The organism is Herbaspirillum sp. NPDC087042, assembly GCF_044745245.1.
In the GTDB taxonomy this organism is placed as follows: Bacteria; Pseudomonadota; Gammaproteobacteria; order Burkholderiales; family Burkholderiaceae_D; genus Herbaspirillum.
In genome coordinates this window covers 88629-110859 of sequence record NZ_JBIUZW010000016.1, presented here as the reverse complement: position 1 = coordinate 110859, position 22231 = coordinate 88629, and the positions used below count along the sequence as shown (strand labels likewise).

General features: G+C 62.5%; 20 protein-coding genes and 1 tRNA gene. 5 read left to right on the top strand and 16 right to left on the bottom strand.

Annotated features, from left to right (window positions below; translation table 11 throughout):
- Positions 1-12 precede the first annotated feature (12 nt).
- From ACIPHN_RS20545 to ACIPHN_RS20515, 7 genes are all read right to left on the bottom strand, one after another.
- A complete protein-coding gene (locus tag ACIPHN_RS20545; protein WP_400439424.1) occupies positions 13-330 on the bottom strand; it encodes a hypothetical protein in 318 nt (105 codons plus the stop codon).
- The gene (locus ACIPHN_RS20540; RefSeq protein WP_400439421.1) at positions 327-1043 is read right to left on the bottom strand and encodes an AzlC family ABC transporter permease; all 717 of its coding nucleotides are present in this window, start codon (positions 1041-1043) and stop codon (positions 327-329) included. Before ACIPHN_RS20540 ends, ACIPHN_RS20545 begins: the two co-directional genes overlap by 4 nt.
- A complete protein-coding gene (locus tag ACIPHN_RS20535) occupies positions 1040-1294 on the bottom strand; it encodes a 2OG-Fe dioxygenase family protein (protein WP_400439418.1) in 255 nt (84 codons plus the stop codon). The genes ACIPHN_RS20540 and ACIPHN_RS20535 overlap by 4 nt, the downstream gene beginning before the upstream one ends.
- Before the next feature lie 556 nt (positions 1295-1850).
- A tRNA-Val gene (locus ACIPHN_RS20530) sits at positions 1851-1925 on the bottom strand.
- Between the two features lie 144 nt (positions 1926-2069).
- Positions 2070-2807 carry a DNA polymerase III subunit epsilon gene (dnaQ, locus tag ACIPHN_RS20525; RefSeq protein WP_400439415.1) on the bottom strand — a complete coding sequence of 246 codons (738 nt, stop codon included), beginning with the start codon at positions 2805-2807 and terminating at the stop codon, positions 2070-2072.
- An 88-nt stretch (positions 2808-2895) separates the two neighbouring features.
- Positions 2896-3330: a ribonuclease HI gene (rnhA, locus tag ACIPHN_RS20520; RefSeq protein WP_400439412.1), complete on the bottom strand. Its 435-nt coding sequence runs from the start codon at positions 3328-3330 to the stop codon at positions 2896-2898.
- A 71-nt stretch (positions 3331-3401) separates the two neighbouring features.
- Positions 3402-4187, bottom strand: a complete 786-nt coding sequence (locus tag ACIPHN_RS20515; protein WP_400439409.1) for a class I SAM-dependent methyltransferase — start codon at positions 4185-4187, stop codon at positions 3402-3404.
- Positions 4188-4252: 65 nt separating this feature from the next.
- Here ACIPHN_RS20515 and gloB point away from each other — a divergent pair, with 65 nt between their 5' ends.
- Positions 4253-5047 (top strand): hydroxyacylglutathione hydrolase, encoded by a 795-nt coding sequence (gene gloB / locus ACIPHN_RS20510; protein ID WP_400439515.1) that lies wholly within the window; start codon positions 4253-4255, stop codon positions 5045-5047.
- 339 nt (positions 5048-5386) lie between these two features.
- Positions 5387-6913: a transglycosylase SLT domain-containing protein gene (locus ACIPHN_RS20505; RefSeq protein WP_400439406.1), complete on the top strand. Its 1527-nt coding sequence runs from the start codon at positions 5387-5389 to the stop codon at positions 6911-6913.
- 172 nt (positions 6914-7085) lie between these two features.
- On the opposite strand, the gene ACIPHN_RS20500 is transcribed toward ACIPHN_RS20505, so the two are convergent.
- Genes ACIPHN_RS20500 through ACIPHN_RS20485 form a run of 4 tightly spaced genes read right to left on the bottom strand, consistent with a single transcriptional unit; the run spans position 7086 to position 12663 of the window.
- Entirely contained in the window at positions 7086-8675 is a 1590-nt protein-coding gene (locus ACIPHN_RS20500) for an ABC transporter ATP-binding protein (RefSeq protein ID WP_400439403.1), read from the bottom strand.
- Complete coding sequence (locus tag ACIPHN_RS20495; RefSeq protein ID WP_400439400.1) at positions 8672-9733, bottom strand: ABC transporter permease; 1062 nt, start codon at positions 9731-9733, stop codon at positions 8672-8674. The genes ACIPHN_RS20500 and ACIPHN_RS20495 overlap by 4 nt, the downstream gene beginning before the upstream one ends.
- Positions 9730-10785: a microcin C ABC transporter permease YejB gene (locus tag ACIPHN_RS20490; protein ID WP_139971753.1), complete on the bottom strand. Its 1056-nt coding sequence runs from the start codon at positions 10783-10785 to the stop codon at positions 9730-9732. The genes ACIPHN_RS20495 and ACIPHN_RS20490 overlap by 4 nt, the downstream gene beginning before the upstream one ends.
- A gap of 60 nt (positions 10786-10845) precedes the next feature.
- Positions 10846-12663: an extracellular solute-binding protein gene (locus ACIPHN_RS20485; RefSeq protein ID WP_400439396.1), complete on the bottom strand. Its 1818-nt coding sequence runs from the start codon at positions 12661-12663 to the stop codon at positions 10846-10848.
- Between the two features lie 322 nt (positions 12664-12985).
- Here ACIPHN_RS20485 and fabI point away from each other — a divergent pair, with 322 nt between their 5' ends.
- Positions 12986-13768, top strand: coding sequence for an enoyl-ACP reductase FabI (gene fabI, locus ACIPHN_RS20480; protein WP_400439393.1), 783 nt, complete (start codon positions 12986-12988; stop codon positions 13766-13768).
- Between the two features lie 392 nt (positions 13769-14160).
- Positions 14161-15711 carry a DEAD/DEAH box helicase gene (locus tag ACIPHN_RS20475; protein WP_400439390.1) on the top strand — a complete coding sequence of 517 codons (1551 nt, stop codon included), beginning with the start codon at positions 14161-14163 and terminating at the stop codon, positions 15709-15711.
- An 85-nt stretch (positions 15712-15796) separates the two neighbouring features.
- Here the strand turns inward: ACIPHN_RS20475 and ACIPHN_RS20470 are convergent, their stop codons facing one another.
- Genes ACIPHN_RS20470 through ACIPHN_RS20450 form a run of 5 tightly spaced genes read right to left on the bottom strand, consistent with a single transcriptional unit; the run spans position 15797 to position 19679 of the window.
- Positions 15797-16051, bottom strand: a complete 255-nt coding sequence (locus tag ACIPHN_RS20470; RefSeq protein ID WP_400439387.1) for a DUF2442 domain-containing protein — start codon at positions 16049-16051, stop codon at positions 15797-15799.
- Between the two features lie 4 nt (positions 16052-16055).
- The gene (locus ACIPHN_RS20465) at positions 16056-16691 is read right to left on the bottom strand and encodes a membrane integrity-associated transporter subunit PqiC (RefSeq protein ID WP_400439384.1); all 636 of its coding nucleotides are present in this window, start codon (positions 16689-16691) and stop codon (positions 16056-16058) included.
- On the bottom strand, positions 16691-18319 hold the full coding sequence (locus ACIPHN_RS20460) for an intermembrane transport protein PqiB (RefSeq protein ID WP_400439382.1): 1629 nt from the start codon (positions 18317-18319) through the stop codon (positions 16691-16693). Before ACIPHN_RS20460 ends, ACIPHN_RS20465 begins: the two co-directional genes overlap by 1 nt.
- Positions 18316-19050 (bottom strand): paraquat-inducible protein A, encoded by a 735-nt coding sequence (locus ACIPHN_RS20455; RefSeq protein ID WP_400439379.1) that lies wholly within the window; start codon positions 19048-19050, stop codon positions 18316-18318. Before ACIPHN_RS20455 ends, ACIPHN_RS20460 begins: the two co-directional genes overlap by 4 nt.
- Entirely contained in the window at positions 19047-19679 is a 633-nt protein-coding gene (locus ACIPHN_RS20450) for a paraquat-inducible protein A (protein ID WP_400439376.1), read from the bottom strand. The genes ACIPHN_RS20455 and ACIPHN_RS20450 overlap by 4 nt, the downstream gene beginning before the upstream one ends.
- A gap of 678 nt (positions 19680-20357) precedes the next feature.
- Here ACIPHN_RS20450 and leuA point away from each other — a divergent pair.
- The gene (gene leuA, locus ACIPHN_RS20445; RefSeq protein WP_400439374.1) at positions 20358-22061 is read left to right on the top strand and encodes a 2-isopropylmalate synthase; all 1704 of its coding nucleotides are present in this window, start codon (positions 20358-20360) and stop codon (positions 22059-22061) included.
- Positions 22062-22231 lie beyond the last annotated feature (170 nt).

Below are 22231 nucleotides of genomic sequence, written 5' to 3'. Positions count from 1 at the left end.
CAGCGATCGGGGTTATACATGGACTACAAGTTGCGTGACAGCATAGAGGACGGTCCCTATTGCTGTCACCAATATCAACCCGAGTCGAGTCGCCAGCGTAAGAACAGCGGTGGCTGCGATTGCCACTAACGCCGCAACTGGCTCAGTTTGCAATTCCGTCCAGACAATGTAGACAGAGAAGTTGATAAATACGGCCAGTGGCAATTCTCGCTCCAGGATTCCCCGCGCAGTTTTACCGAGGGGAGTTGGAACAAATACCGGAAGAACCCGCACCAATACGCTGGCAATTGACAACGCAATAATTGCAGCTTCATGAGAGCTAATGTTCACGCACCAGCCTCCTTCATCCGCCAAGTGCTGAATGCAATGCTCGGCAGCCAAAACCATACTTTTCCCAAAAATAGAAATAGAACTAGCGCCACCACAATACACATTGCGATCTCGAATATTCGACGCGACCAGGTGGAGCAAATACGAGGAACACGGATTTTGATCTGCCCGAGCGATAACGCAAGCAGCACCAGACTCGCCGGCAAGCCAAGATTGACTCCCGCATTGAACAGTTCAAGCGGTAGCGAGCTGAATAGGAGAGCACCAGCGACGTTGGAGAGAATCCAGACTACATAGATCGTCAATCGTATCGTGATGACGGCTGCGATGGAATCTCGTTCATTCTCCACCGCATAAGCTTCATCACCCAACATGTGCGCGCTAGATGCACGTAGCACTCCAGCCAACGGCAAGCGATTTGCAGTGGAAAACGCAACGGGAATGTATCTGCTATTGATAGATACTGCCATTAGCAGCATAGTCAGAACGCCAATCCCCTGTCCGGCCAATGGCAACAACGCAAGTTGACCACTGCCGGAAAATCCAAACGCGCTAAACAAGAACACATCCACAATTTCCCAGCCATGCTGCGCAGAAAGAACTCCACATAGCATGGCAACTGGGGCGATAGCCAGAGCGGTCGGCAGTGTACGAACGAAGGCATCCCGTACCGTATTTCGGTCCACGGCAACCAGAGAGGTATCATCCCTCACGCTGACACCACCTCCGGCAGCTTTGCCTGACTTGCACGCTGCTCATGAGCAGGACCATAGGCACGGTGATGCCAAGGATTGATCTCTACCACCCAAATATCTCGATACCCGACTTCGCCCTGTGCGGGTTCAATATCTGTCGCATAGTGGATATAGCGTTCATCATCGAGCAAGATCGCTTGATTTTCGCCCAATGTTTGACGATGGATAATCTCGTGCGAGACCGGATCGATCACCTGTTTCTCTCCCATTCAAGTACCTTTGCAAGCATGAATATTCCTTTCAAATAAAAAGTAAAAACTCCGATACAAACACCCGGCTCTGCTACTACCGTGCTTCTCGTCCGATTTCAATTCGAGATCGAATCAGGGACGGCCCATGGGTGGGTGCATTTCAGAGATCAGGATGGCTAGCGAAAGAATTCATGGATCGGACTCTCTGCGCCGACGCCTGGATAAACTGGACCGGCAAAGTACTACTCCCCCACGCCAACGCCACCGGAGTCTGCGGCTCACGAATAGATTTGTCTTGAACGGTTGTGCAGTGATGGAGCAGATGCGCTAGATGGATTCAGCCGGAATGGCGTGTCAGCGTCGCTGGATCGGCAGTGAGGAACGACGGCTGACGCGAGAATGGCAAGCCGCCGCAGACACATGCGACGGAAAAACTCGACTGAGAATGCCGAGATCAATATCAGCGGTGGTGTGATACCAGATCGCCTGGAAACCAGAACGGCGGTGGAGGAATAGTGAAAGCGTAAAGCGCGGAAATGCAAAAAGCCCGCACAAAGCGGGCTTTTCTGAATTCTGGTGGAAAGTGCAAGTTTCGAACTTGCGACCCCTGCAGTGTGAATGCAGTGCTCTACCACTGAGCTAACCTTCCATGTCTTGACTGGCTTTTTGCTGCAGCACCAATCGAGAAGCGAGATTATGACTAGATTTTTCGTCCTGTGCAAGTGCTTTATAAATAATTGCCAATATTTTTATAAAGCTCGCTGCCGGCGCGCCACATCCCGAGCCGAAACACTCAAGCCTGCGCTGCCGGCTCACTCTCCGGTGGCGGCGGTTCGAAGCGCCAGACGCAGCTGCCACGGGCTTCCTTGTCCAGCTGGTTGAGCACGTCTTCGTGCAGGCCCAGTTCTTCCTCGCTGGCGGCCATCACGATCACCTCGGCCAGCGGTGCAAGCTCCAGCTTGCCGTCACCTTCACTGACGTCTTCCTCGGCACCCAGGTCCATGGTCAGCGAATTCTGGCCTCGCGTCATGGAGAGGTAGACCTCGGCCAGCAGTTCCGCATCCAGCAGAGCGCCGTGCAGGACGCGGTGGGCATTGGAGATGCCGTAACGGTCGCACAGCGCATCGAGCGAATTGCGGCGGCCCGGGTGCAGCTCCTTGGCCATCTGCAGCGAGTCCACCACGTCGCTGACGTGTTCCTTGAAGGGCGGGAAACCCAGCAGCGCCAGTTCTGCATCCAGGAATCCAACGTCGAAGGGCGCGTTGTGGATGATGATCTGCGCGCCGCGCACGAAGTCCAGGAACTCGGCGGCAATCTGCTTGAAGACCGGCTTGTCGGCCAGGAACTCGGTAGTCAGCCCGTGCACCCCCAGCGCGCCTTCTTCGGAGTCGCGCTGCGGGTTGATGTAGAAGTGCAGGTTCTTGCCCGACAGCTGCCGGTTGAGGACTTCCACACAACCGATTTCCAGGATGCGGTTGCCATTGCGCGGCGACAGGCCCGTGGTTTCGGTATCGAGGATGATCTGACGCATTCTTGCTCCTGCTTGTTACTGTTGCTATTGCTGTTGCGCTTGCGCGCCTTGATTCACTGCCTTGTCGCGTTCGTGCCGCGTGGCGGCTTTACTTGACGCTGTCCACGCCGCGATTGGCCAGCTGGTCGGCGCGTTCGTTGCCGGCATGGCCGTTGTGCCCGCGCACCCAGCGCCATTCCACCTGGTGTTGCTGCTGGGCGGCGTCCAGCGCCTGCCACAGGTCGGCGTTCTTGACCGGCTCCTTGCTGGCGGTCTTCCAGCCGCGCGCCTTCCAGCCGTGGATCCACTCGCTGATGCCCTTCTGCACATACTGGCTGTCAGTGTGGACGACCACGTCGCAGGGGCGCTTCAGGGCGTTCAGGGCCTGGATCACGGCCAGCAGCTCCATGCGGTTGTTGGTGGTGTTGTGCTCGCCGCCGAAGATTTCCTTCTCCTGGCCACCGGCCACCAGCAAGGCGCCCCAGCCACCCAGGCCAGGATTGCCCTTGCAGGCACCATCCGAATAAATCTCTACTTTGTCCATGTTCTTCAATCTGTTTGCTCAGGTGGGCGGGCCGCGATCATACCTGATCCGGCACCCTGCCCCGGATTTGTTCAGTCCGACTTGTGGATGCGGTTGGTCACCGGCACGCCACGCGGGGCCTTGACCTTCTGCCGTTGCAGGGCCGGGCCGATCAGGCGCATGCCGGGCACACGCTTGATCGCCTGCACGATGTAGACCGCACCGAAATACGGCCACCAGCGGTCGCCAGCCTTTTCCATGAAGCCGAAACGGTCCAGCCATTGCGTCGTCTTGCAGGGTGGCGCGTAGCAGCCGAAGTGACCACGGTTGACTTCCATGTTCAGCAGCTTGAGCCAGTCCTTCAGGCGCGGAAGGCGGATGAATTCGCCATCCTGCGGCAGGAAGTGCGCGCCGGTCAATCGTCCTGCGGCCTGGCGCATGCCCCACAGGCTGCTGGGATTGAAACCGCAGATGATGACTTGGCCTTCCGGAATCAAGACCCGCTCCACCTCGCGCAAGACCTGGTGCGGCTCGGCCGAGAATTCCAGCACATGCGGCAATACCACCAGGTCCAGGCTTTGCGAGGCGAAGGGCAATTCACAGAAATCGTGGGTGACCACCTGCGGGATTTCCAGCTCGGACTGCCCGTCGGCCGGCGCCTCGTTGTCGGTCAGCCAGCGGTAGGGCATGCGGTTGGCCTGCAGGGCGTGGATCTGGGGCGAGCCGATCTGCACCGCGTTGAAACCGAAGATGTCGGCCGTCAACGTATTGAGGTGACGCTGCTCCCACTCGCGCAGGTAACTGCCGGTCGGTGTCTGCAACCAGGCGGCGAGGTCTATAATTTCGGGGATTTTCGAATTGTCCGCAGTTTCAGCCATCTATTCTTTCGCGCCTCATGACCGAGCAGCCAGCCATGCCAGCCAACACCGCTCAGAAAACTTCATTGGACGTCCTGGCCGTTCCGGCTTTCGACGACAACTATCTCTGGGTCATCCATGACGGACGCCATGCCGCCGTGGTCGATCCCGGCGACGCCGTCCCCGTACTGGCCGCATTGCAGGCCGAGGGACTCACTCTGGCCGCTATTCTACTGACTCATCACCACGCTGACCATGTTGGCGGTGTGGTCGAACTGGCAAGACAGGCGGTCAGCGACGAATTCCCGACCGTTCCCGTCTACGGTCCGGCGCGTGAACAATCCCGCATCAAGGGAATGACCACCCCGCTGCAGGGCGATGACCGCATCCGGATCCCGGCGCTGGACCTGGACCTGCAGGTCATCGACATCCCCGGCCATACGCTGGGCCATATCGCCTACTACGCCGCCGGCCACGGCCTGCTGTTCTGCGGCGATACCCTCTTCGCCGGCGGCTGCGGACGGGTCTTCGAAGGCACACCGCAGCAAATGGTGAGCTCATTGGGCAAGCTGGCCAGCCTGCCGGCCGAGACCGAGGTCTATTGCGCCCACGAATATACCTTGTCCAACCTGAAATTCGCGGCCGAGGTCGAGCCCGGCAATCCCAGGCTGCAAGAACGCATCGTCAACGAGCGCGCCCGGCGCGAACGCGGCGAGCCGACCGTCCCCACCTCGATCGCGCTGGAACGCCAGACCAATCCTTTCTTGCGGGCTACCGAAAAAGAAATCCTTGGTTCACTACAGAACGCCGGCCGTTTGACGGAGTTGGACGAAGTTAGTAGCTTCGCAGCGCTGCGCGAATGGAAAAATACCTACAGATAGGCCCAAATTGAGGGAGAAATAGCCCCAAATTCCTGACAAATCAAGGACTTGGCTTTGTAACAGGGGCATTTTTTACTTGACTGGAGAAAAGGGTCTTCCGTACACTCCCTCAATTCCCCAAATCGGGCGCCAGCGGTTTTACGCATTTTTACGACGCGGCGTCCCAGACGCACCACAGCGGGGAAACCCGCCGCTTCCGACCTTGCATTATCGTCAATACTGCGCCGTCCCTATCCACGCGATCCGGAACGAGCCTGCAGGAGATGTCGAGCTTAGAGACAGCTCTGCAACGGAAGCGCCGCAAGCCCACTTTTGCCTCTGGCACAGGATATCGCCCACATGCAGCGTACTTTGAAGAAACTCGCCATTGCCGCCCTGTTCTGCGCTGGTACCCCGCTGTTCTGCTTCGCCAACGACATCTCGATCTACCCCGCCCCCTTCAACGCGATCAATCCCGAACTGGCCGGCAATGCCCTGCCGGGGATGAACGACATCGACATCTGGACGCGTATCCGCAAGGGTTTCGGGATTCCCGACCTGGACAACGCCCTGGTGGAGAACCAGACCCAGTGGTACAGCTCGCGCCCGGACTATATCCAGCGCACCACGGTGCGCGCGTCGCGCTACCTGTTCCATGTGGTCCAGGAGTTGGAGAAGCGCGGCATGCCCACCGAGCTGGCGCTGCTGCCCTTCATCGAGTCGGCCTTCAATCCGGAGGCCCTGTCCACCGCCAAGGCGGCCGGCATGTGGCAGTTCATTCCCTCCACCGGGCGTGACTACAACCTCAAGCAGAACATGTTCACCGACGAGCGCCGCGATGTGCTGGCCTCGACCGATGCGGCGCTGACCTACCTGCAGAAGCTCTACGGCATGTTCGGTGACTGGCAGCTGGCGCTGGCGGCCTACAACTGGGGCGAAGGCTCGGTGCAGCGCGCCGTCAACCGCAACCTCGCAGCCGGCCTGCCGATCGACTTCAATACCCTGTCGGCGCAGATGCCCAACGAGACCCGCAACTACGTCCCCAAGCTACAGGCGGTCAAGAACATCATCGCCAACCCGGCCGCCTTCGACATCGCCCTGCCCAAGGTGGACAACCAGCCCTACTTCGTCACCATCGGCAAGACCCGCAACATCGACGTGAAGGTCGCCGCCCAGCTGGCCGAGCTGTCGCTGGATGAATTCAAGGCCCTGAACCCGCAGTTCAACCGCCCGGTCATCATCGGCGGCGAAGATACCAAGATCCTGCTTCCGGAAAGCAATGCCGAGAAGTTCAAGACCAACATGTCCAAGTGGACCCAGGCCTTCTCGACCTGGACCGCCCACACCGTCTCCAGCGCCCGCGAGCGCATCGAGACCATCGCCAGCAAGTTCGGCACCACCCCTGAAGTGATCCGCAGCGTGAACCAGATCCCGCCGCGCATGGTCCTGAAGGCCGGCTCCACCATCCTGGTGCCCAAGACCGAGGAAACCGCCTCGCTCGACACCGACCTCACCCCTGAAATCGCCGACAACGCCCGCCTGGCCATTGCCCCGGACGCGCCGGAAACCCGCCGCATCTATGTCAAGGCCGGCAAGCGCGATACGCTGGCAGGCATCGCCGGCCGCTATCACGTGAGCGTGGCGCAGATCAAGGAATGGAACAGCCTCAAGCGTGACACCCTGGCCGCTGGCCAGAGCCTGCAACTGCAAGTCCCCAATGTCGTCCACGCCGCGCCGACCCGCGTGGCCGCTGTGCGCCATGCCGCGCCGGCACGTCGCCAGGTGGCCGCCGCCAAGGCACCGGTACGCAAGGCCGCGCCGGCGCGCAAGGTCGCGGCAGCCAAACCGATCACACTGGCCTCCGGCAACGGCGCCCGCAAGCAATAATCCGGAGGAAGCCGGAGGAGACCCAGGCGGCATGACCGCCCACGACAATAACGCGCAGCAGTGCCTCAACCGCAGCAAGCACGAGAGAACAACAAGAATCGCAGCAGGACTGAACCCGAAGCACCGGCAGCAAGCCGGTCTTCGGGTTTTTCTTTTGGGGGAACCGGAACGATCAGTGCGCCGCTTCGGCGTAGGTGGCGGCGGCGACCAGGCGACGGGTGTATTCTTCCCGGGGCTGCTGCAGGACCTGTGCGACAGGACCGCTCTCGACCACCCGCCCATCCTTCATCACGATCACCTCATGCGCCATCGCCTGCACCACCGCCAGGTCGTGGGTGATGAAGAGATAGGCCAGGCCATGGCGTCGCTGCAAGTCTGCCAGCAGTTGCAGCACCTGCTGCTGCACGGTCACGTCCAGTGCCGAGGTCGGCTCATCCAGCAACAGCAGTTCGGGCTGCAGCACCAGGGCACGCGCGATGGCGATGCGCTGGCGCTGGCCACCCGAGAATTCGTGTGGGTAGCGCGCCAGCACCGAGGCCGGCAGGCCCACCTCGTCGAGCGCGGCAACAATGGCTGCGCGTTGCTGCTCGATACTCAACTCGGGATGATGCAGGGCCAGCCCTTCGCCGACGATCTGCTCCACGGTACGGCGCGGCGACAGCGAGGCAAACGGATCCTGGAACACCACCTGCATGCGCGCACGCAGGGGCCGCAGCTCGCGGCTGCTGCGCTCGGAGATGGCGACGTCATCGAAGACGATGCGCCCGCTCACATTGGCCCCTGACAGGCGCAGCAGGGCCATGCCCAGCGTCGACTTGCCCGACCCCGACTCGCCCACGATGCCCAGGGTCTGGCCGCGCCGCAGTTGTACGTCCACGCCATCGACCGCATGGAACTGACGCTTGGAGAACCAGCCCTGCTTGATCTGGTAGCTGCAACGCAAGGCCCCGGCCTGCAATACCACCGGTGCTTGCGCCTCCGCCTCGGCGGCATTGCGCTGGGGCCGACTCTGCAGCAGCTTGCGCGTATAGGGCTGCTGCGGGTTGGCGAACAGCTCGGCCACGCTGGCGGTCTCGACCAGCTTGCCCTTTTCCATCACGCCGACCCGGTCGGCGAAGTGGCGCACCAGGTTCAGGTCGTGCGAGATGATGAGCACGGCCATGTTCTCTTCGCGCTGCAACTGGTTCAGCAAGGCCAGGATCTGCACCTGGATGGTCACGTCCAGGGCGGTCGTGGGTTCGTCGGCGATCAGCAGCTTGGGCTTGCAGGCCAGGGCCATGGCGATCATGGCACGCTGGCGCTGGCCACCCGAGAGTTCGTGCGGATAGGCCAGCGCGCGGCGCGCGGGCTCGGGGATGCCGGTCTTCTCCAGCAGCGCGACGGCGCGGCGGGCGGCTTCGCGGGCGTTGATGCCTTCGTGGTGCATCAGCACCTCGGCGATCTGGTTGCCGATGGTGAAGAGCGGGTTCAGGGCCGTCATCGGCTCCTGGAAGATCATCGCCACATCGTTGCCGCGTACCTGCTGCATCTGGCGCTCGCTCTTCTGCAGCACGTCCTGGCCATCGAGCAGGATGCTGCCCTGGTAACGGGCATCCTGGTTCAGCTGCAGCACCGACAGCGCACTGACCGTCTTGCCGGAACCGGATTCCCCCACCAGGGCGAATTTTTCGCCGGGCGCGATACTGAAGCTGACGCCTTCCACCACCAGGGTGTCGCCGAAGCGCACCGTCAGGTCCTTGACTTCCAACAGGGGTGCGCTCATGCCTTCTTCCTCACATCCAGGGCATTGCGCAGGGCATCGCCGATATTGGTCAACAGCAGCAGCATCACGGTCAGGACCAGGAAGGTCGACAGCGCGATCCACCAGGCATCCAGGTTGTTCTTGCCCTGCGACAGCAGCTCACCCAGGCTGGGCGTGGATGGCGGCACACCCAGACCGAGGAAGTCCAGGCTGGTCAGGGCCAGGATGGAGGCACTCATGCGGAAGGGCAGGAAGGTCACCACCGTCGTCATGCTGTTGGGCAGCACGTGGCGCCAGATGATCTGGCGATTGGACAGCCCCAGCGCACGCGCGGCCTGCACGTATTCAAGATTGCGGTTACGCAGGAAATCGGCGCGCACGTAGTCGGCCAGGCCCATCCAGCCGAAGGCTGCCAGCAGGATCAATAGCACCAGCAGGCTGGGCTGGAAGATGGAAAAGAAGATGATCAGCAGGTACAGCTCCGGCATCGAGCCCCAGATCTCCAGCAGGCGCTGGATCAGCAGGTCGGTACGGCCGGCGAAATAGCCCTGCACCGCCCCGGCCAGCACGCCCAGCACCACGCCGATGATGGTCAGCGCGATGCCGAACAGCACCGACAGGCGGAAACCGTACAACAGGCGCGCGAACACATCACGGCCGCGATCGTCGGTGCCCAGCCAGTTGTCGGCCGAGGGCGGCGCCGGATTGGGCGACTTGGCGAAGTAGTTCAGCGTCTCGTGGTTATAGCGGTTCAGCGGATAGAGGGCCCAGTTGCCGTCCTTGCTGAACTGGGACTGGATGAAGGGATCGAGGTAGTCGGCGGGGGTATCGAAGTCGCCACCGAAGCTCTTGTCGGAATAGTCGCTGAACATCGGGAAGATGAGCTGGCCCTGGTAACGGGCCACCAGCGGCTTGTCATTGGAGATCAGCTCGGCGCCCAGGCTGATGACGAACAGCACGGAAAAGATCAGCAGGCTCCAGTAACCGGTACGGCTGGCGCGAAAACGCAGCCAGATGCGGCGTCCCGGAGAGATCGACGTGGTCGCCGAGGGCGTGGCGGAAGTCGTCATGGCATTCATTTGGCAAGGCTTTCGAATTGCACGCGCGGATCGACCCAAACGTAGCACAGGTCGCCCAGCAGCTTGACCACCAGGCCGATCAGGGTGAACAGGTACAAGGTACCCATGACCACCGGATAGTCGCGGCGGATCACCGACTCATAAGAGAGCAGGCCCAGGCCATCGAGCGAAAACAGGGTCTCGATGAGCAGGCTGCCGGCGAAGAAGGCACCGATGAAGGCCGCCGGGAAGCCCGTCACCAGCGGGATGAGGGCATTGCGAAAGACATGCTTGTACAGCACGCGCCGCTCAGAGAGGCCCTTGGCGCGGGCAGTCAGCACGTATTGCTTGCGGATCTCCTCCAGGAAGGTGTTCTTGGTCAGCATGGTCATGGTGGCGAAGGATCCGGCCACCGAGGCAATGACCGGCAAGGTGATGTGCCACAGGTAATCGGTGAGCTTGCCGAACCAGGACAACTGCTCCCAGTTATCCGAGGTCAGACCGCGCAGCGGGAACCACTGCACGAAGCTGCCGCCGCCGAACACGACCAGCAGGAACACGCCCAAGACGAAACCGGGGATGGAATAACCCACCAGCACCGCCGCACTGGTCACCGAATCGAAGCGGCTCCCCTCGCGCACTGCCTTGGCGATGCCCAGCGGCACCGAGATCAGATAGGTGATGAAGAAGGTCCACAGCCCAATGGTGATCGACACCGGCATCTTGGACTTGACCAGTTCCCAGACGTCGCCGTGATGGTAGAAGCTCTTGCCCAGGTCGAAGGTGGCGAAGCCCTTGAGCATGAGCACGAAGCGTTGCAGCGGCGGCTTGTCGAAGCCATACAAGGCCTTGATCTCGTTGACGCGCTCGGCGTCGATGCCCTGGCGGCCACGGTAGCTGCCACCACCTCCGGCCGACTCGTGCACGCCGGCGCGTCCGCGCAGCTCTTGCACCATCTGCTCCACCGGCCCGCCCGGCACGAACTGGATCACCGCGAAGGTGATCGCGATCACGCCCAGGAGCGTGGGCACCATCAGCAGGATGCGCTTGAGTATGTAGGCCCAGATATTCATTGCGGATGCTTTCTCGTCAGCTTGATCGGTGTGATGCGCCAGTCATGGCCGGCACGTGCATCAGCGCGGCTTCTCTTCCCACCACATGCTGACCACGTAGGGATTGGCTTCGTAGTACAGCGGCAGCGTGGCGGGGATGCCGAAACGGTTGCGATAGGCCATGCGGTGCGTGCCCGAATACCAGTGCGGCACCGTGATGTAGAGGTTCAGCAGGACCCGGTCCAGCGCATGGGTGGCCGTGACCAGCTCGGCGCGCGAACGCGCAGCCACGATCTTGCCCAGCAACTGGTCCACGGCGGCATTCTTCAGGCCCCATACATTGTTGGAGCCGGCTTCGTTGGCCGACCTGGAGCCATAGATATCGAACATCTCGCTGCCCGGACTATTGGAAGCGGGAATAGCCAGGCTGGTCATGTCGAACTCGAAGTTCTCCAGCAGCTTCTGCACCAGCGCATAGTCCACCACGCGCTGGTTGACCTGCACGCCCAGCTTTTCCAGGTTGCGCACATAGATGCCGATGACGCGTGACATCGACGGCTGGTCGTCCAGGATTTCCAGCTGGAAGATCTCGCCCTTGTCATTGCGCAGGGCGCCATCGCGGTAATGCCAGCCGGCATCGGCGAAGAGCTGGCGCGCCTGCAGCAGGTTGGCGCGCAGCGAGCCGGGGGGATTGGTGTTGGGCGGCTTGATCACCGGACCGAATACGGCGGCGGGCAACTGGTCCCTGAACGGCTGGAGCAATTGCAGCTCGGCCTCGGTGGGGCTCCCGGTGGCGGCCAGTTCGGAATTGGCGAAGTAGGAATCCAGGCGGGTGTACTGGTTGTAGAACAGCTGGCGGTTCATCCACTCGAAGTCCAGCGCCAGGCCCAGTGCCTGGCGTACCCGCGCATCCTGGAACTGGGGACGGCGCAGGTTCATCACGAAGCCCTGGGTGTTGGCGCCGTTGTGATGCGGGAAGGCCTTCTTGACGATCTCGCCATTGCTGAACTTGGGGCCGGTGTAGCCACGCGCCCAGTTCTTGGCGCTGTACTCGACCACGACATCGAATTCGCCGGCCTTGAAGGCTTCCAGCCGTGCCAGGTCATCCTTGTAGAAGCGATAGACGATGCGTTCGAAGTTGTACATGCCCTTGCGCGCCGGCACGTCGTTGCCCCAGTAGTCGGCACGGCGCCGGTAGATGATGCTGCGACCCAGGTCATAGCTGTCGATGGCATAGGGGCCGCTGGCAATGGGCGCGGTCAGCTGGATGCGGTCGAAGGGCGTGCCGGCCGCCCACTTGCGCGAGAACACCGGCAGCCCGCCCACGATCAGGGGCAGTTCGCGGTTGTCGCTCTTGAAGTCGAAGCGCACCGTGCTCGGGTCGACCACCACGCAGCGCGCCACATCACCGAAGAGCGACTTGAACTGCGGCGCGCCCTTTTCGACCAGGGTATCGAAGGAATACTTGACGTCGGCCGCCGTGACCGCGTCGCCATTGTTGAAGCGCGCCCTGGGGTTGATATGGAAACGCATGGACCGGCGGTCCGGCGCCAGCGCCATGTCGTCGGCCAGCAGGCCATACATGGAGGCCACCTCGTCGGACGAACCCACGGCCAGCGTCTCGAACATGAACTGGTCTATCCCGGCGGCGGCCACGCCCTTGAGCGAGAAGGGATTGAACTTGTCGAAGCTGGTGCGACGGTCAGGATTGGCCAGGTACAGCGTGCCCCGCTTGGGCGCATCCGGATTGACGTAGTCGAAATGGGTGAAGCCGGCCGGATACTTGGGCGCGTCGTAGAGGGAAAACGCGTGCTCGGCGCTGGCCGGGGCGCCATGGGCGAGGACTGCGGCCAGCAGGCTGGCGGAAAGGAACTTGAAGGGCTTCAGGGTCTTGACCATGCGGTTGTCTGTCTGCGCTCCGGCGGGCGTTGATGTCATGCAGCAGGCAAGTCCCATGCCCGCCAGTGGAAACGATTGCGTTCCGGGGCATTGTAAATAGAGGAACGATTACAGGGAAGCAATTAAAACGACTAAGCTCAGCAGGGTCGCGCCGCCCCGGCTGGCGGGCAGAGGTTGCCGCGCCTGCCGCAAGCCCCTACAATCCGGGTCTGTTCCAGCGCGGCTGCCGCACGATGCGGCCGTCGCCATCACCATCGGCCGCACCGCGCGCCCGCCTGCCAGGCGGCAGTACGCAGGACGCGGCGGACCATACGGAGTCATCATGGCATTTCTGCAAGGCAAAAAAATTCTGATCACCGGCTTGCTGTCCAACCGTTCCATCGCCTACGGCATCGCCCAGGCGTGCAAGCGCGAAGGCGCCGAACTGGCCTTCACCTACGTGGGTGAGCGCTTCAAGGATCGCATCACCAAGTTCGCCGAAGAATTCGACAGCAAGCTGATCTTCGATTGCGACGTCGGCAGCGATGAGCAGATCACGGCCCTGTTCGCCGATCTGGGCAAGTCCTGGAGCCAGCTCGACGGCCTGGTGCACGCCATCGGCTTTGCCCCGGCCGAAGCCATTGCCGGCGATTTCCTGGAAGGCTTCTCGCGTGAAGGCTTCAAGATCGCCCATGACATCTCCGCCTACAGCTTCCCGGCCATGGCCAAGGCCGCCGTGCCGCTGCTCTCGCCCAACGCCGCCCTGCTGACCCTGACCTACCTGGGTTCGGAACGCGTGGTCCCCAATTACAACACCATGGGTCTGGCCAAGGCCTCCCTGGAAGCCTCGGTGCGTTACCTGGCCGAAGCCCTGGGCCCCAAGGGCGTGCGCGTCAACGGCGTCTCCGCCGGCCCCATCAAGACCCTGGCCGCCAGCGGCATCAAGGGCTTCGGCAAGATCCTGGGCGCCGTGGCCGCCACAGCTCCGCTGCGCCGCAACGTGACCATCGAAGACGTCGGCAATGCCTCGGCCTTCCTGCTCTCCGACCTGGCCTCGGGCATCACCGGTGAAATCACCTACGTGGATGGCGGTTTCTCGCGGGTTGTCGGCGGTATCGCCGAGTAAATCCAGCCCAACCGGCAAATAAGCCACAGTCTGGCGAAATCGGCTGGTGCTAATTTCGATGTTTTACTGTATGATTCGCCTTGTGCATCGCAATAACCGATGTACAAGGCGATTCGGGCGTGAAACGTGAAATGTGCATCTTTCCAGCCGATACCGCCCAAGCAGCTTCGCAAGCCTTACCTGTCATTACGACAAGTTCCCCGTAAAAGCCCCCCGCCCCTGGCATCCCTTGATGATGCCGTCCCGGCGCAAAGCTTTTGTGCCGAAATTTCTTTGTATTCTTCATAGTCATTTCGTTGGTTGGCGTTGCTTTTCTTCGTTCAGGCACTCGATGTCCGGCGCGCTTGCGTGCGCCCGTCTCGTGCCTGGCGTTCACATTCACGAAAGAGATTATGACTTTTGAAGCACTTGGCCTGAACCCTTCGATCATCAAAGCACTGACCGAAGCAGGCTACACCACCCCGACCCCGGTTCAGGAAAAGGCCATCCCCGCCGCCATCAGCGGCCAGGATCTGCTGGTGTCCTCGCAGACCGGTTCGGGCAAGACCGCCGCTTTCATGCTGCCTTCGCTGCACCAGCTGGCAGACCTGCCGCAGGCGCCGCAAGCAGCCCGTACCCCCAACCAGGAACGCCAGGCCACCCGTGCCCGTGGCGAGCGTCCGCGTTACCAGCCGGCACAGCCGAAGATGCTGGTGCTGACCCCGACCCGCGAACTGGCCCTGCAAGTGACCACCGCCACCGACAAGTACGGCTCCTACATGCGCCGCGTGCGCGTGGTGTCGATCCTGGGCGGCATGCCTTACCCCAAGCAGATGCAACTGCTGTCGCGCAATCCTGAAATCCTGGTCGCCACCCCGGGTCGTCTGATCGACCACATGGAGTCGGGCAAGATCGATTTCTCGCAGCTGCAGATCCTGGTGCTGGACGAAGCCGACCGCATGCTGGACATGGGTTTCATCGACGACATCGAAAAGATCGTCGCCGCCACCCCGGCCACGCGCCAGACCATGCTGTTCTCGGCCACGCTGGACGGCGTCGTCGGCAACATGGCCAAGCGCATCACCAACAACCCGCTGACCATCCAGATCGCCAGCTCGTCGACCCGTCATGAAAACATCATGCAGCGCGTGCACTTCGTGGACGACCTGTCGCACAAGAACCGCCTGCTGGATCACCTGCTGCGCGATGCCAGCATCGACCAGGCCGTGATCTTCACCGCCACCAAGCGTGACGCCGACACCATCGCCGATCGCCTGAACATCGCCGGTTTCGCCGCTGCCGCACTGCATGGCGACATGCACCAGGGCGCCCGTAACCGTACCCTGAACAGCCTGCGCCGCGGCCAGGTGCGCATGCTGGTGGCCACCGACGTGGCTGCCCGCGGCATCGACGTGCCGGCCATCACCCACGTCTTCAACTACGACCTGCCCAAGTTCGCCGAAGACTACGTGCACCGTATCGGCCGTACCGGCCGTGCTGGTCGCAAGGGCGTGGCGATCTCGCTGGTCAATCATGCCGAAGGCATGCAGGTCAAGCGCATCGAGCGCTTCACCAAGCAGACCATTCCGGTCGACGTGGTGGAAGGTTTCGAACCCAAGAAGTCGGCTGCTCCGCGCAGCCCGCGCAAGCCGGGTGGCTGGCGTCCGGGCGATGGCCGTGGCAACAACGGCCCGCGTTACGGCGCTGGCAACCGTGAAGGCGGCGGTCATCGCGAAGGCGGCTACGGCGGCAATCGCGAAGGTGGTGGCTATGCCGGCAACCGCGAAGGCGGCGGCGGCTACGGTGGCAACCGTGAAGGCGGCTACAACCGCGAAGGCCGCAGCTTCGGTGGCAACAAGCCGAGCAATGGCCCGCGTCGCGAAGGTGGCGGCGGTGGTGGCTACAAGGGCAATGGCGGCGGCTTCCGCGCCGACGGCCCGCGCCGCTCCTACGGCGATCGTTGATCGCTGACGGGCATCAGGATGTAAAAAAGCCGCTTCCTTGGAAGCGGCTTTTTCTTGGGCGACAGCATCGTCACCGGTCACCGTTTCATGCAAGCAGCCACTGGCCATGACGCTTGATCTCGTCATGCATGGCATCCGGCGCCAGATCGAGATCACCCGGCCAGGTCACGACGCCATCGACGATGTGGACCTGCCGGAACTGTTCCTGATCCCGCAGCGGCGCGAAGACGCCGCGGAAGAAACTGGGCAGGAACCTGACCCCACCTGCGACGCCATCGTTGAAGCGAACCTGTAAAGCATATTCGCCAGAAATACTGACTTCAACCACGTCCCATTCCATGTCATCACTCCGATAGAGAACACTGCCCACCCTGCCCCGCCTGCAAGGCACGCACATCTCCGGCAATCGCCTGCACCACCCGCGCCACCACCTTCTGCGTCGCCAGGACCACATCGGCATTGGCCGCCCCCGCGACCGGTTCGGCCACCGTCAGGCGGCAGGCCGTGCTGCGGCGATCATCCGAACGCGTGATCGTCCAGGCAAAGGCGGCCTCCACCTGGCCGCTGCGGGCGGCGTCGTAGGCGCGCAATTCCACGTTGATGCGATAACTGGCCTGATCAGCCGGCCGCCCCGTGCGCGACACGTCGATGGCGCCCAGCTGGCTGGTGACACCGGCGGCCAGTGCATCGCGCAATTCATTGTTGAACGGCGAGGACCAGCGGTCCTGCTCCAGCACTTCCACCCGCGTGGCGTCGCTGCGCACCACCAGCTGCGGTCGCGCCAGCCGGTCAGGGACCGCCACCGGCATCATCTCGATGAAGGTCTGTGCTCCCTGGCTGGCCGTGCGTGAGGACGTGCCGGCCTGCAGCGGTGCGCTCAGGGTATAGAACTGCGTCGGCGGCGAACTGCCGCAGGCAGCCAGCAAGGCCGCCGCCAGGGCGCCAGCGGCAAGGGTCTTCAATGGCAGGTACGGGGACATCATGGCTCCTGTTTGCCCCGGATCAGTGATTCCGGGTGCTGTTGCAGGTAATCGGTGAGCACGCGGATCGACGCGGCTGCCTTGGACAGTTCCTGCATGGTCTGGCGGATGTCCTGCTGCAGCGGCGCGTCGTCGGAGAGCGTGCGCTCGGCCGCGTTCAGGGTCTTGCGCGCATCCTTCATGGCTGCCGTCATCTCCGGGGCGATATCGTTATTGATGCGTGCGGCGGTCTGCTCGGCCGTGCTCAGTGTCTTGTTGAGCGTCTTGATGGTGCCTTGCAGGTCGCGGCCGATCTCGTCGAAGGGGACCTTGGAAAGCTTGCCGGCGATTTCCGAGAGCTGCTCCTGCAACTCGTCGAGGCTGCCCGGAATGGTGGGCAACTCCAGCGGCACCTTGTCCGGATCGATCTGTGCCGGCTTGGCCTTGGGGAAGAAATCGATCGCCACATACAACTGGCCAGTCAGCAGGTTGCCATTACGCAATTGCGCCCGCAGGCCACGCTTGACCAGCAAACGCAGCAGGTGCGCATTGGAGCGACGCTGCTCGCCGGTCTCGTCGCGGAAGCGGTGACCCAGGCGATCCGGATAGATCTGCACCATCACCGGCATGCGGAACTCACCCCGGCTCTTGTCGTATTCGACACCGATGCTCTTGACCTCGCCCAGCACCACGCCACGGAAGTCGACCGTAGCACCCGGCTGCAGGCCGCGCAGGGACTGGTCGAAGTAGAGCAAGGCCGTCTGCGGCGCACCATCAGGCTCCTTCATCGCAGTGCTCTCGTCGTCGACCAGCTGGAACTCCGCACCCTCCTTGGCCGGTGCATTGGTGACCGTGTCATCGCGGTCGCGGAAGGCGATGCCGCCCAGGACCACCGTGGACAGCGCCTGCGTGTGCAGCTTGAAGCCGCTGGCATTGAGTTCCATGTCGAACCCGCTGGCATGCCAGAAGCGCGAGCTCATCGTGATGAACTTGTCGTAGGGCGCATTGATGAACACGCGCAGCGTCACGCCACGGCCATCGGTGTCAAGGTCATAGGCCATCACCTGGCCGACCTTGATGCGGCGATAGAAGATGGGCGAACCGATATCGAGCGAACCCAGGTCGTCGGTATGCAAAACGAACTGGCGGCCGGAGGCATCGCGGGTGACGATGGGCGGCTGTTCCAGGCCGACGAAGTTCTTGCGGGTCTCTTCGGAGGCGCCGGCATCGGCGCCGATGTAGGCGCCCGAGAGCAGCGTCCCCAGGCCGGAGATGCCGGAGGCGGCGATGCGCGGACGCACCACCCAGTAGCGTGTGTCTTCGGTATCGAAACCGGTGGCTTCCTTGTTGAGCTGGATGCCCACCAGCACGTGCGAGCGGTCCGGCGCCAGCTTGAGGGTCTGCACCTGGCCGATATCGACGTCCTTGTACTTGACCTTGGTCTTGCCCGCCTCCAGCCCCTCGGCCGACCGGAAGCTGACGCTGACCATCGGGCCACGGTCGATGAGGATCTTGGCTACCAGCGTCAGGCCGACGGCAGCGGCGATGATGGGAATGAGCCAGACCAGCGAAGGCAGCCAGTTGCGCTGGCGCACGCGGCGAGGATGCGGCGGCGTCGCTTGTTGCTCGGGAGTGTCAGGTGCTGTCATGCGGGTTCCTGTTTTTGCTGTTTTTGCTGCTTTTCCTGGCGCGGCGACGTGTCGCCGGAGGAGGCATTGTGGTCGATATCGTCCCAGATCAGCCGTGGATCAAAGCTCAGCGACGCCAGCATGGTCAACACCACCACCGCGCCGAAGGCGGCAATGCCGATGCCGGCATGGACGTTGGCAAAGCCATGGATCTTGACCAGCCCGGTGAGGACCGAGACCACGAAGACGTCCAGCATCGACCAGCGTCCGATGGTCTCGATCACGCGGAACAGCTTGGCCCGCTGCAGACGCTGCCAGCGGCTGCGGCGACGCGCCGAGAACACCAGGATGGCCAGCGCCACCAGCTTGAACAGCGGCACCAGGAAGCTGGCCACGAACACCACCAGCGCCAGCCCCCATTCACCGGATGTCCAGAAGTAGATCACGCCGGAGAGGATGGTGTCGCTCTGCTCGTCGAAGAGCGTGCGGGTAATCATCACCGGCATCAGGTTGGCCGGGATATACATGATGCTAGCCGCGATCAGCAGCGCCCAGGTGCGGGTGAGGCTGTCGGTCTTGCGCACATGCAGCGGGGCCTGGCAGACGCCGCAGCGCTGGTGCGGCTGCGCACCTTCCCAGACGGTGCCACAGTGATGGCAGCCGATCAGGCCCAGTGCGGTGGCGTCCTGCACCTCAAGCGCCTGGTCGTCGGTTGCGGACGGGATGGCGGGCGATTCGAAGGCACGCGTCATGCGCCCGTCTCCCCGGCGTCGGCGCGGCGCTGCTCGCAGATATGCCAGATGTAGCGCGGATTGAAGGACACCACCACCGTGAGCAACACCGTCAGCCCGCCAAAGGACCACAGCGCCGGACCGGGAATGACTTCGGCCATGTTGGAGAGCTTGATCAGTGCCACCAGGATGCCCAGCATGAACACCTCGATCATGCCCCAGGGGCGCGCGGCCTGCATCATCCGCAGCAGCAGCACGAAGCCCGGCGGGCGGGCCTGGCGCGAGGACGGCAGCAGCAGGTAGAACAGCACCGCCAGCTGGATCAGCGGGAACAGCAGGGTCGTGGCCAGCACCAGCAAGGCCACCTCGGACATGCCATCGCGGGTCAGGGCGATGACCGCGCCAATGAGCGTGGTATCGGCCGACAGGCCCTGCAATTCGATGGTCACGATGGGAAAGGCGTTGGCCAGCACGAACAGGATCAGCGCGCCGATGGTCAGTGGCAGCAGCTGCTCCAGCCGCTTGCCGGTATCGCGGTCGAGCTCGGCATCGCAGCGCAGGCAATGCGCGACCTCGCGCCGCCCCAGACGGGGCCGCTGGTAGACGGCGTCGCATTGTTCGCAGACGATGAGGTCCGGGCGTTTGTGCATGGATGAGGTAGTCGCTGGCGCGGGCATGCCTTTGTTCTTTGGTCCGTCACGTGCGCCGGCTGGTCACTGGCGCCTGGCTTGGAGCACTTTGCACGGACGACGTTCAATGATCACAAAATATGAACGTTCAGGAAACAGAAAATAAATGACCCGCGGGTTAACAAGAAAGCGATTCTAACAATAAACCGTCTCCCTGCTGCCAGACAGGCTGTGCGGTTTTACCTGTGTAAAAAAGATTGCGCTTGACAAGCCAGTGGCCAATCTTCTACATTGCTCGAATGACCTCCGCAGCACAATTCTTCCTACGCCACAACAGCGCCAGCGCCCAGCTAGCGTTGCTACCGGTGTCGCTACTACTAGCCTCGCGCTAAAATCCGTATTTCCGCCGTCCCCGCTGAATTCACGCGATCCGGCAACCCTACAAATCCAGCAGCACCGGCAGTAAAACCAGGTAGTGACGCGCTCGACGAGCCGCCGTCGCCGCCAGATCAGGCGAAGCGATCATGCATCCGAAGACCATGACAACTTGCACGCAGTACAACTGCCACGCGCAGCGGGAGACGCCGCCTCTGGCTCTATGACGGGTTGCCTGGCCACGCGCTCGTGGCAGCCAGGCAACCCGATTCGCCACATCTGACGCATTCCCCGCAATTTGCAGACCAAGACTAGAGGCCCATCATGATGTTGAACAACCCCGCCACCAAGTACCGCGCCTTCCCCGCCATCGACCTGCCTGACCGCACCTGGCCCAGCAAGGTCATCACCACCCCGCCGATCTGGATGAGCACCGACTTGCGCGACGGCAACCAGGCCCTGATCGAACCGATGAATGCCGAGCGCAAGCTGCGCTTCTTCGAACTGTTGCTCAAGACCGGCCTGAAGGAAATCGAAGTCGGCTTCCCCTCGGCCTCGCAGACCGATTTCGATTTCGTGCGCAAGCTGATCGAAGAAAACCGTATCCCCGACGACGTCACCATCATCGTGCTGACCCAGTCGCGTGAAGAGCTGATCCGCCGCACCGTCGAATCCCTGGAAGGCGCCAAGAAAGCTATCGTCCACCTGTACAACTCGGTGGCACCGGCCTTCCGCAAGATCGTCTTCAACATGTCGCGCGACGAGATCAAGAATATCGCCGTCACCGGCACCCAACTGGTCAAGGAACTGACCGATGCGCGTCCGGGTACCGAATGGCGCTTCGAGTATTCGCCGGAATCCTTCAGCACCACCGAACTGGACTTCTCCAAGGAGATCTGCGACGCCGTCTGCGAGACCTGGGGCGCCACGCCCGAGCGCAAGGTCATCCTGAACCTGCCCTCCACCGTCGAATGCGCCACCCCCAACGTCTATGCTGACCAGATCGAGTGGATGTGCCGCAACCTGAAGGATCGCGCCAGCACCATCATCTCGGTGCACCCGCACAATGACCGTGGCACCGCCGTGGCGTCGGCCGAGCTGGCCGTCATGGCCGGCGCCGACCGCGTCGAAGGCTGCCTGTTCGGCAACGGCGAGCGTACCGGCAACGTCGACCTGGTCACGCTGGCACTGAACCTGTACACCCAGGGCGTGAACCCGGGCCTGGACTTCTCCGACATCGACGTGGTGCGCCAGGTGGTGGAAGAGTGCAACCAGATCCCGGTGCACCCGCGTCACCCGTACGTGGGCGACCTGGTCTTCACCGCTTTCTCCGGCTCGCACCAGGATGCGATCAAGAAGGGCTTCGCCAAGCAGCAGGCCGACGCCCTCTGGGAAGTGCCCTACCTGCCGATCGACCCGGCCGACCTGGGCCGCAGCTACGACGCCGTCATCCGCGTCAACAGCCAGTCCGGCAAGGGCGGCATGGCCTACCTGCTGGAACAGGAATACGGCCTGGCCCTGCCGCGCCGCCTGCAGATCGAATTCTCGCGCGCCATCCAGCGCGAGGCCGATGCCACCGGCAAGGAAATCAACGCCGCCGACATCCACGCCATCTTCCAGCGTGAATACCTGCAACGCAGCGAGCCCTATGTCTATCGCGCCCACCGCATGTCGGAAGACACCGCCAAGGCCGAGTCGATCAACATCGAAGTCGATATCGTGCGCAATGGCCAGCCGGTCACCGTGCGCGGCAGCGGCAACGGCCCCATCGATGCGTTCGTGCATGCCCTGGGTCTGGACATCAAGCTGATGGACTTCCATGAACACGCCATCGGCGCCGGCGCCGACGCCAAGGCCGCCAGCTACATCGAGCTGCGCCTGAACGAAGCGCCGACCGGTTTCGGTGTGGGCATCGATGCCAACATCGTCACCGCCTCCTTCAAGGCCGTGCTGTCTGCCGTGAACCGCCAGATCGCCATCAGCGAGAGCGCCAACCCGGCCGGCTCCGCACAAGCCAAGGCTGCTTGATACCGGATGCGCGCCGGTGATCCCGGCGCCCTTCCCTGACTGCAACGCCGACCTACAGGTCGGCGTTGTTGCTTTATGGCGACCCTCGCCATCCCTTGCTTCAGCGCAAAGAGGCCGGCGCAGCATCGTCCTAGAATGTCCCGATCGGACTGGCCGCCTGGCCAGCCGCC

What these genes read in the sequence shown, in the direction of transcription:
- ACIPHN_RS20455 (WP_400439379.1), bottom strand. Translation starts at nt 19,050, where the DNA reads ATGACGCGTGCCTTCGAATCGCCCGCCATCCCGTCCGCAACCGACGAC.
- ACIPHN_RS20505 (WP_400439406.1), top strand. Translation starts at nt 5,387, where the DNA reads ATGCAGCGTACTTTGAAGAAACTCGCCATTGCCGCCCTGTTCTGCGCT.
- rnhA (WP_400439412.1), bottom strand. Translation starts at nt 3,330, where the DNA reads ATGGACAAAGTAGAGATTTATTCGGATGGTGCCTGCAAGGGCAATCCT.
- ACIPHN_RS20475 (WP_400439390.1), top strand. Translation starts at nt 14,161, where the DNA reads ATGACTTTTGAAGCACTTGGCCTGAACCCTTCGATCATCAAAGCACTG.
- ACIPHN_RS20470 (WP_400439387.1), bottom strand. Translation starts at nt 16,051, where the DNA reads ATGGAATGGGACGTGGTTGAAGTCAGTATTTCTGGCGAATATGCTTTA.
- ACIPHN_RS20485 (WP_400439396.1), bottom strand. Translation starts at nt 12,663, where the DNA reads ATGGTCAAGACCCTGAAGCCCTTCAAGTTCCTTTCCGCCAGCCTGCTG.
- ACIPHN_RS20465 (WP_400439384.1), bottom strand. Translation starts at nt 16,691, where the DNA reads ATGTCCCCGTACCTGCCATTGAAGACCCTTGCCGCTGGCGCCCTGGCG.
- ACIPHN_RS20535 (WP_400439418.1), bottom strand. Translation starts at nt 1,294, where the DNA reads ATGGGAGAGAAACAGGTGATCGATCCGGTCTCGCACGAGATTATCCAT.
- ACIPHN_RS20460 (WP_400439382.1), bottom strand. Translation starts at nt 18,319, where the DNA reads ATGACAGCACCTGACACTCCCGAGCAACAAGCGACGCCGCCGCATCCT.
- ACIPHN_RS20515 (WP_400439409.1), bottom strand. Translation starts at nt 4,187, where the DNA reads ATGGCTGAAACTGCGGACAATTCGAAAATCCCCGAAATTATAGACCTC.
- dnaQ (WP_400439415.1), bottom strand. Translation starts at nt 2,807, where the DNA reads ATGCGTCAGATCATCCTCGATACCGAAACCACGGGCCTGTCGCCGCGC.
- ACIPHN_RS20490 (WP_139971753.1), bottom strand. Translation starts at nt 10,785, where the DNA reads ATGAATATCTGGGCCTACATACTCAAGCGCATCCTGCTGATGGTGCCC.
- ACIPHN_RS20495 (WP_400439400.1), bottom strand. Translation starts at nt 9,733, where the DNA reads ATGAATGCCATGACGACTTCCGCCACGCCCTCGGCGACCACGTCGATC.
- ACIPHN_RS20500 (WP_400439403.1), bottom strand. Translation starts at nt 8,675, where the DNA reads ATGAGCGCACCCCTGTTGGAAGTCAAGGACCTGACGGTGCGCTTCGGC.
- fabI (WP_400439393.1), top strand. Translation starts at nt 12,986, where the DNA reads ATGGCATTTCTGCAAGGCAAAAAAATTCTGATCACCGGCTTGCTGTCC.
- leuA (WP_400439374.1), top strand. Translation starts at nt 20,358, where the DNA reads ATGATGTTGAACAACCCCGCCACCAAGTACCGCGCCTTCCCCGCCATC.
- ACIPHN_RS20450 (WP_400439376.1), bottom strand. Translation starts at nt 19,679, where the DNA reads ATGCACAAACGCCCGGACCTCATCGTCTGCGAACAATGCGACGCCGTC.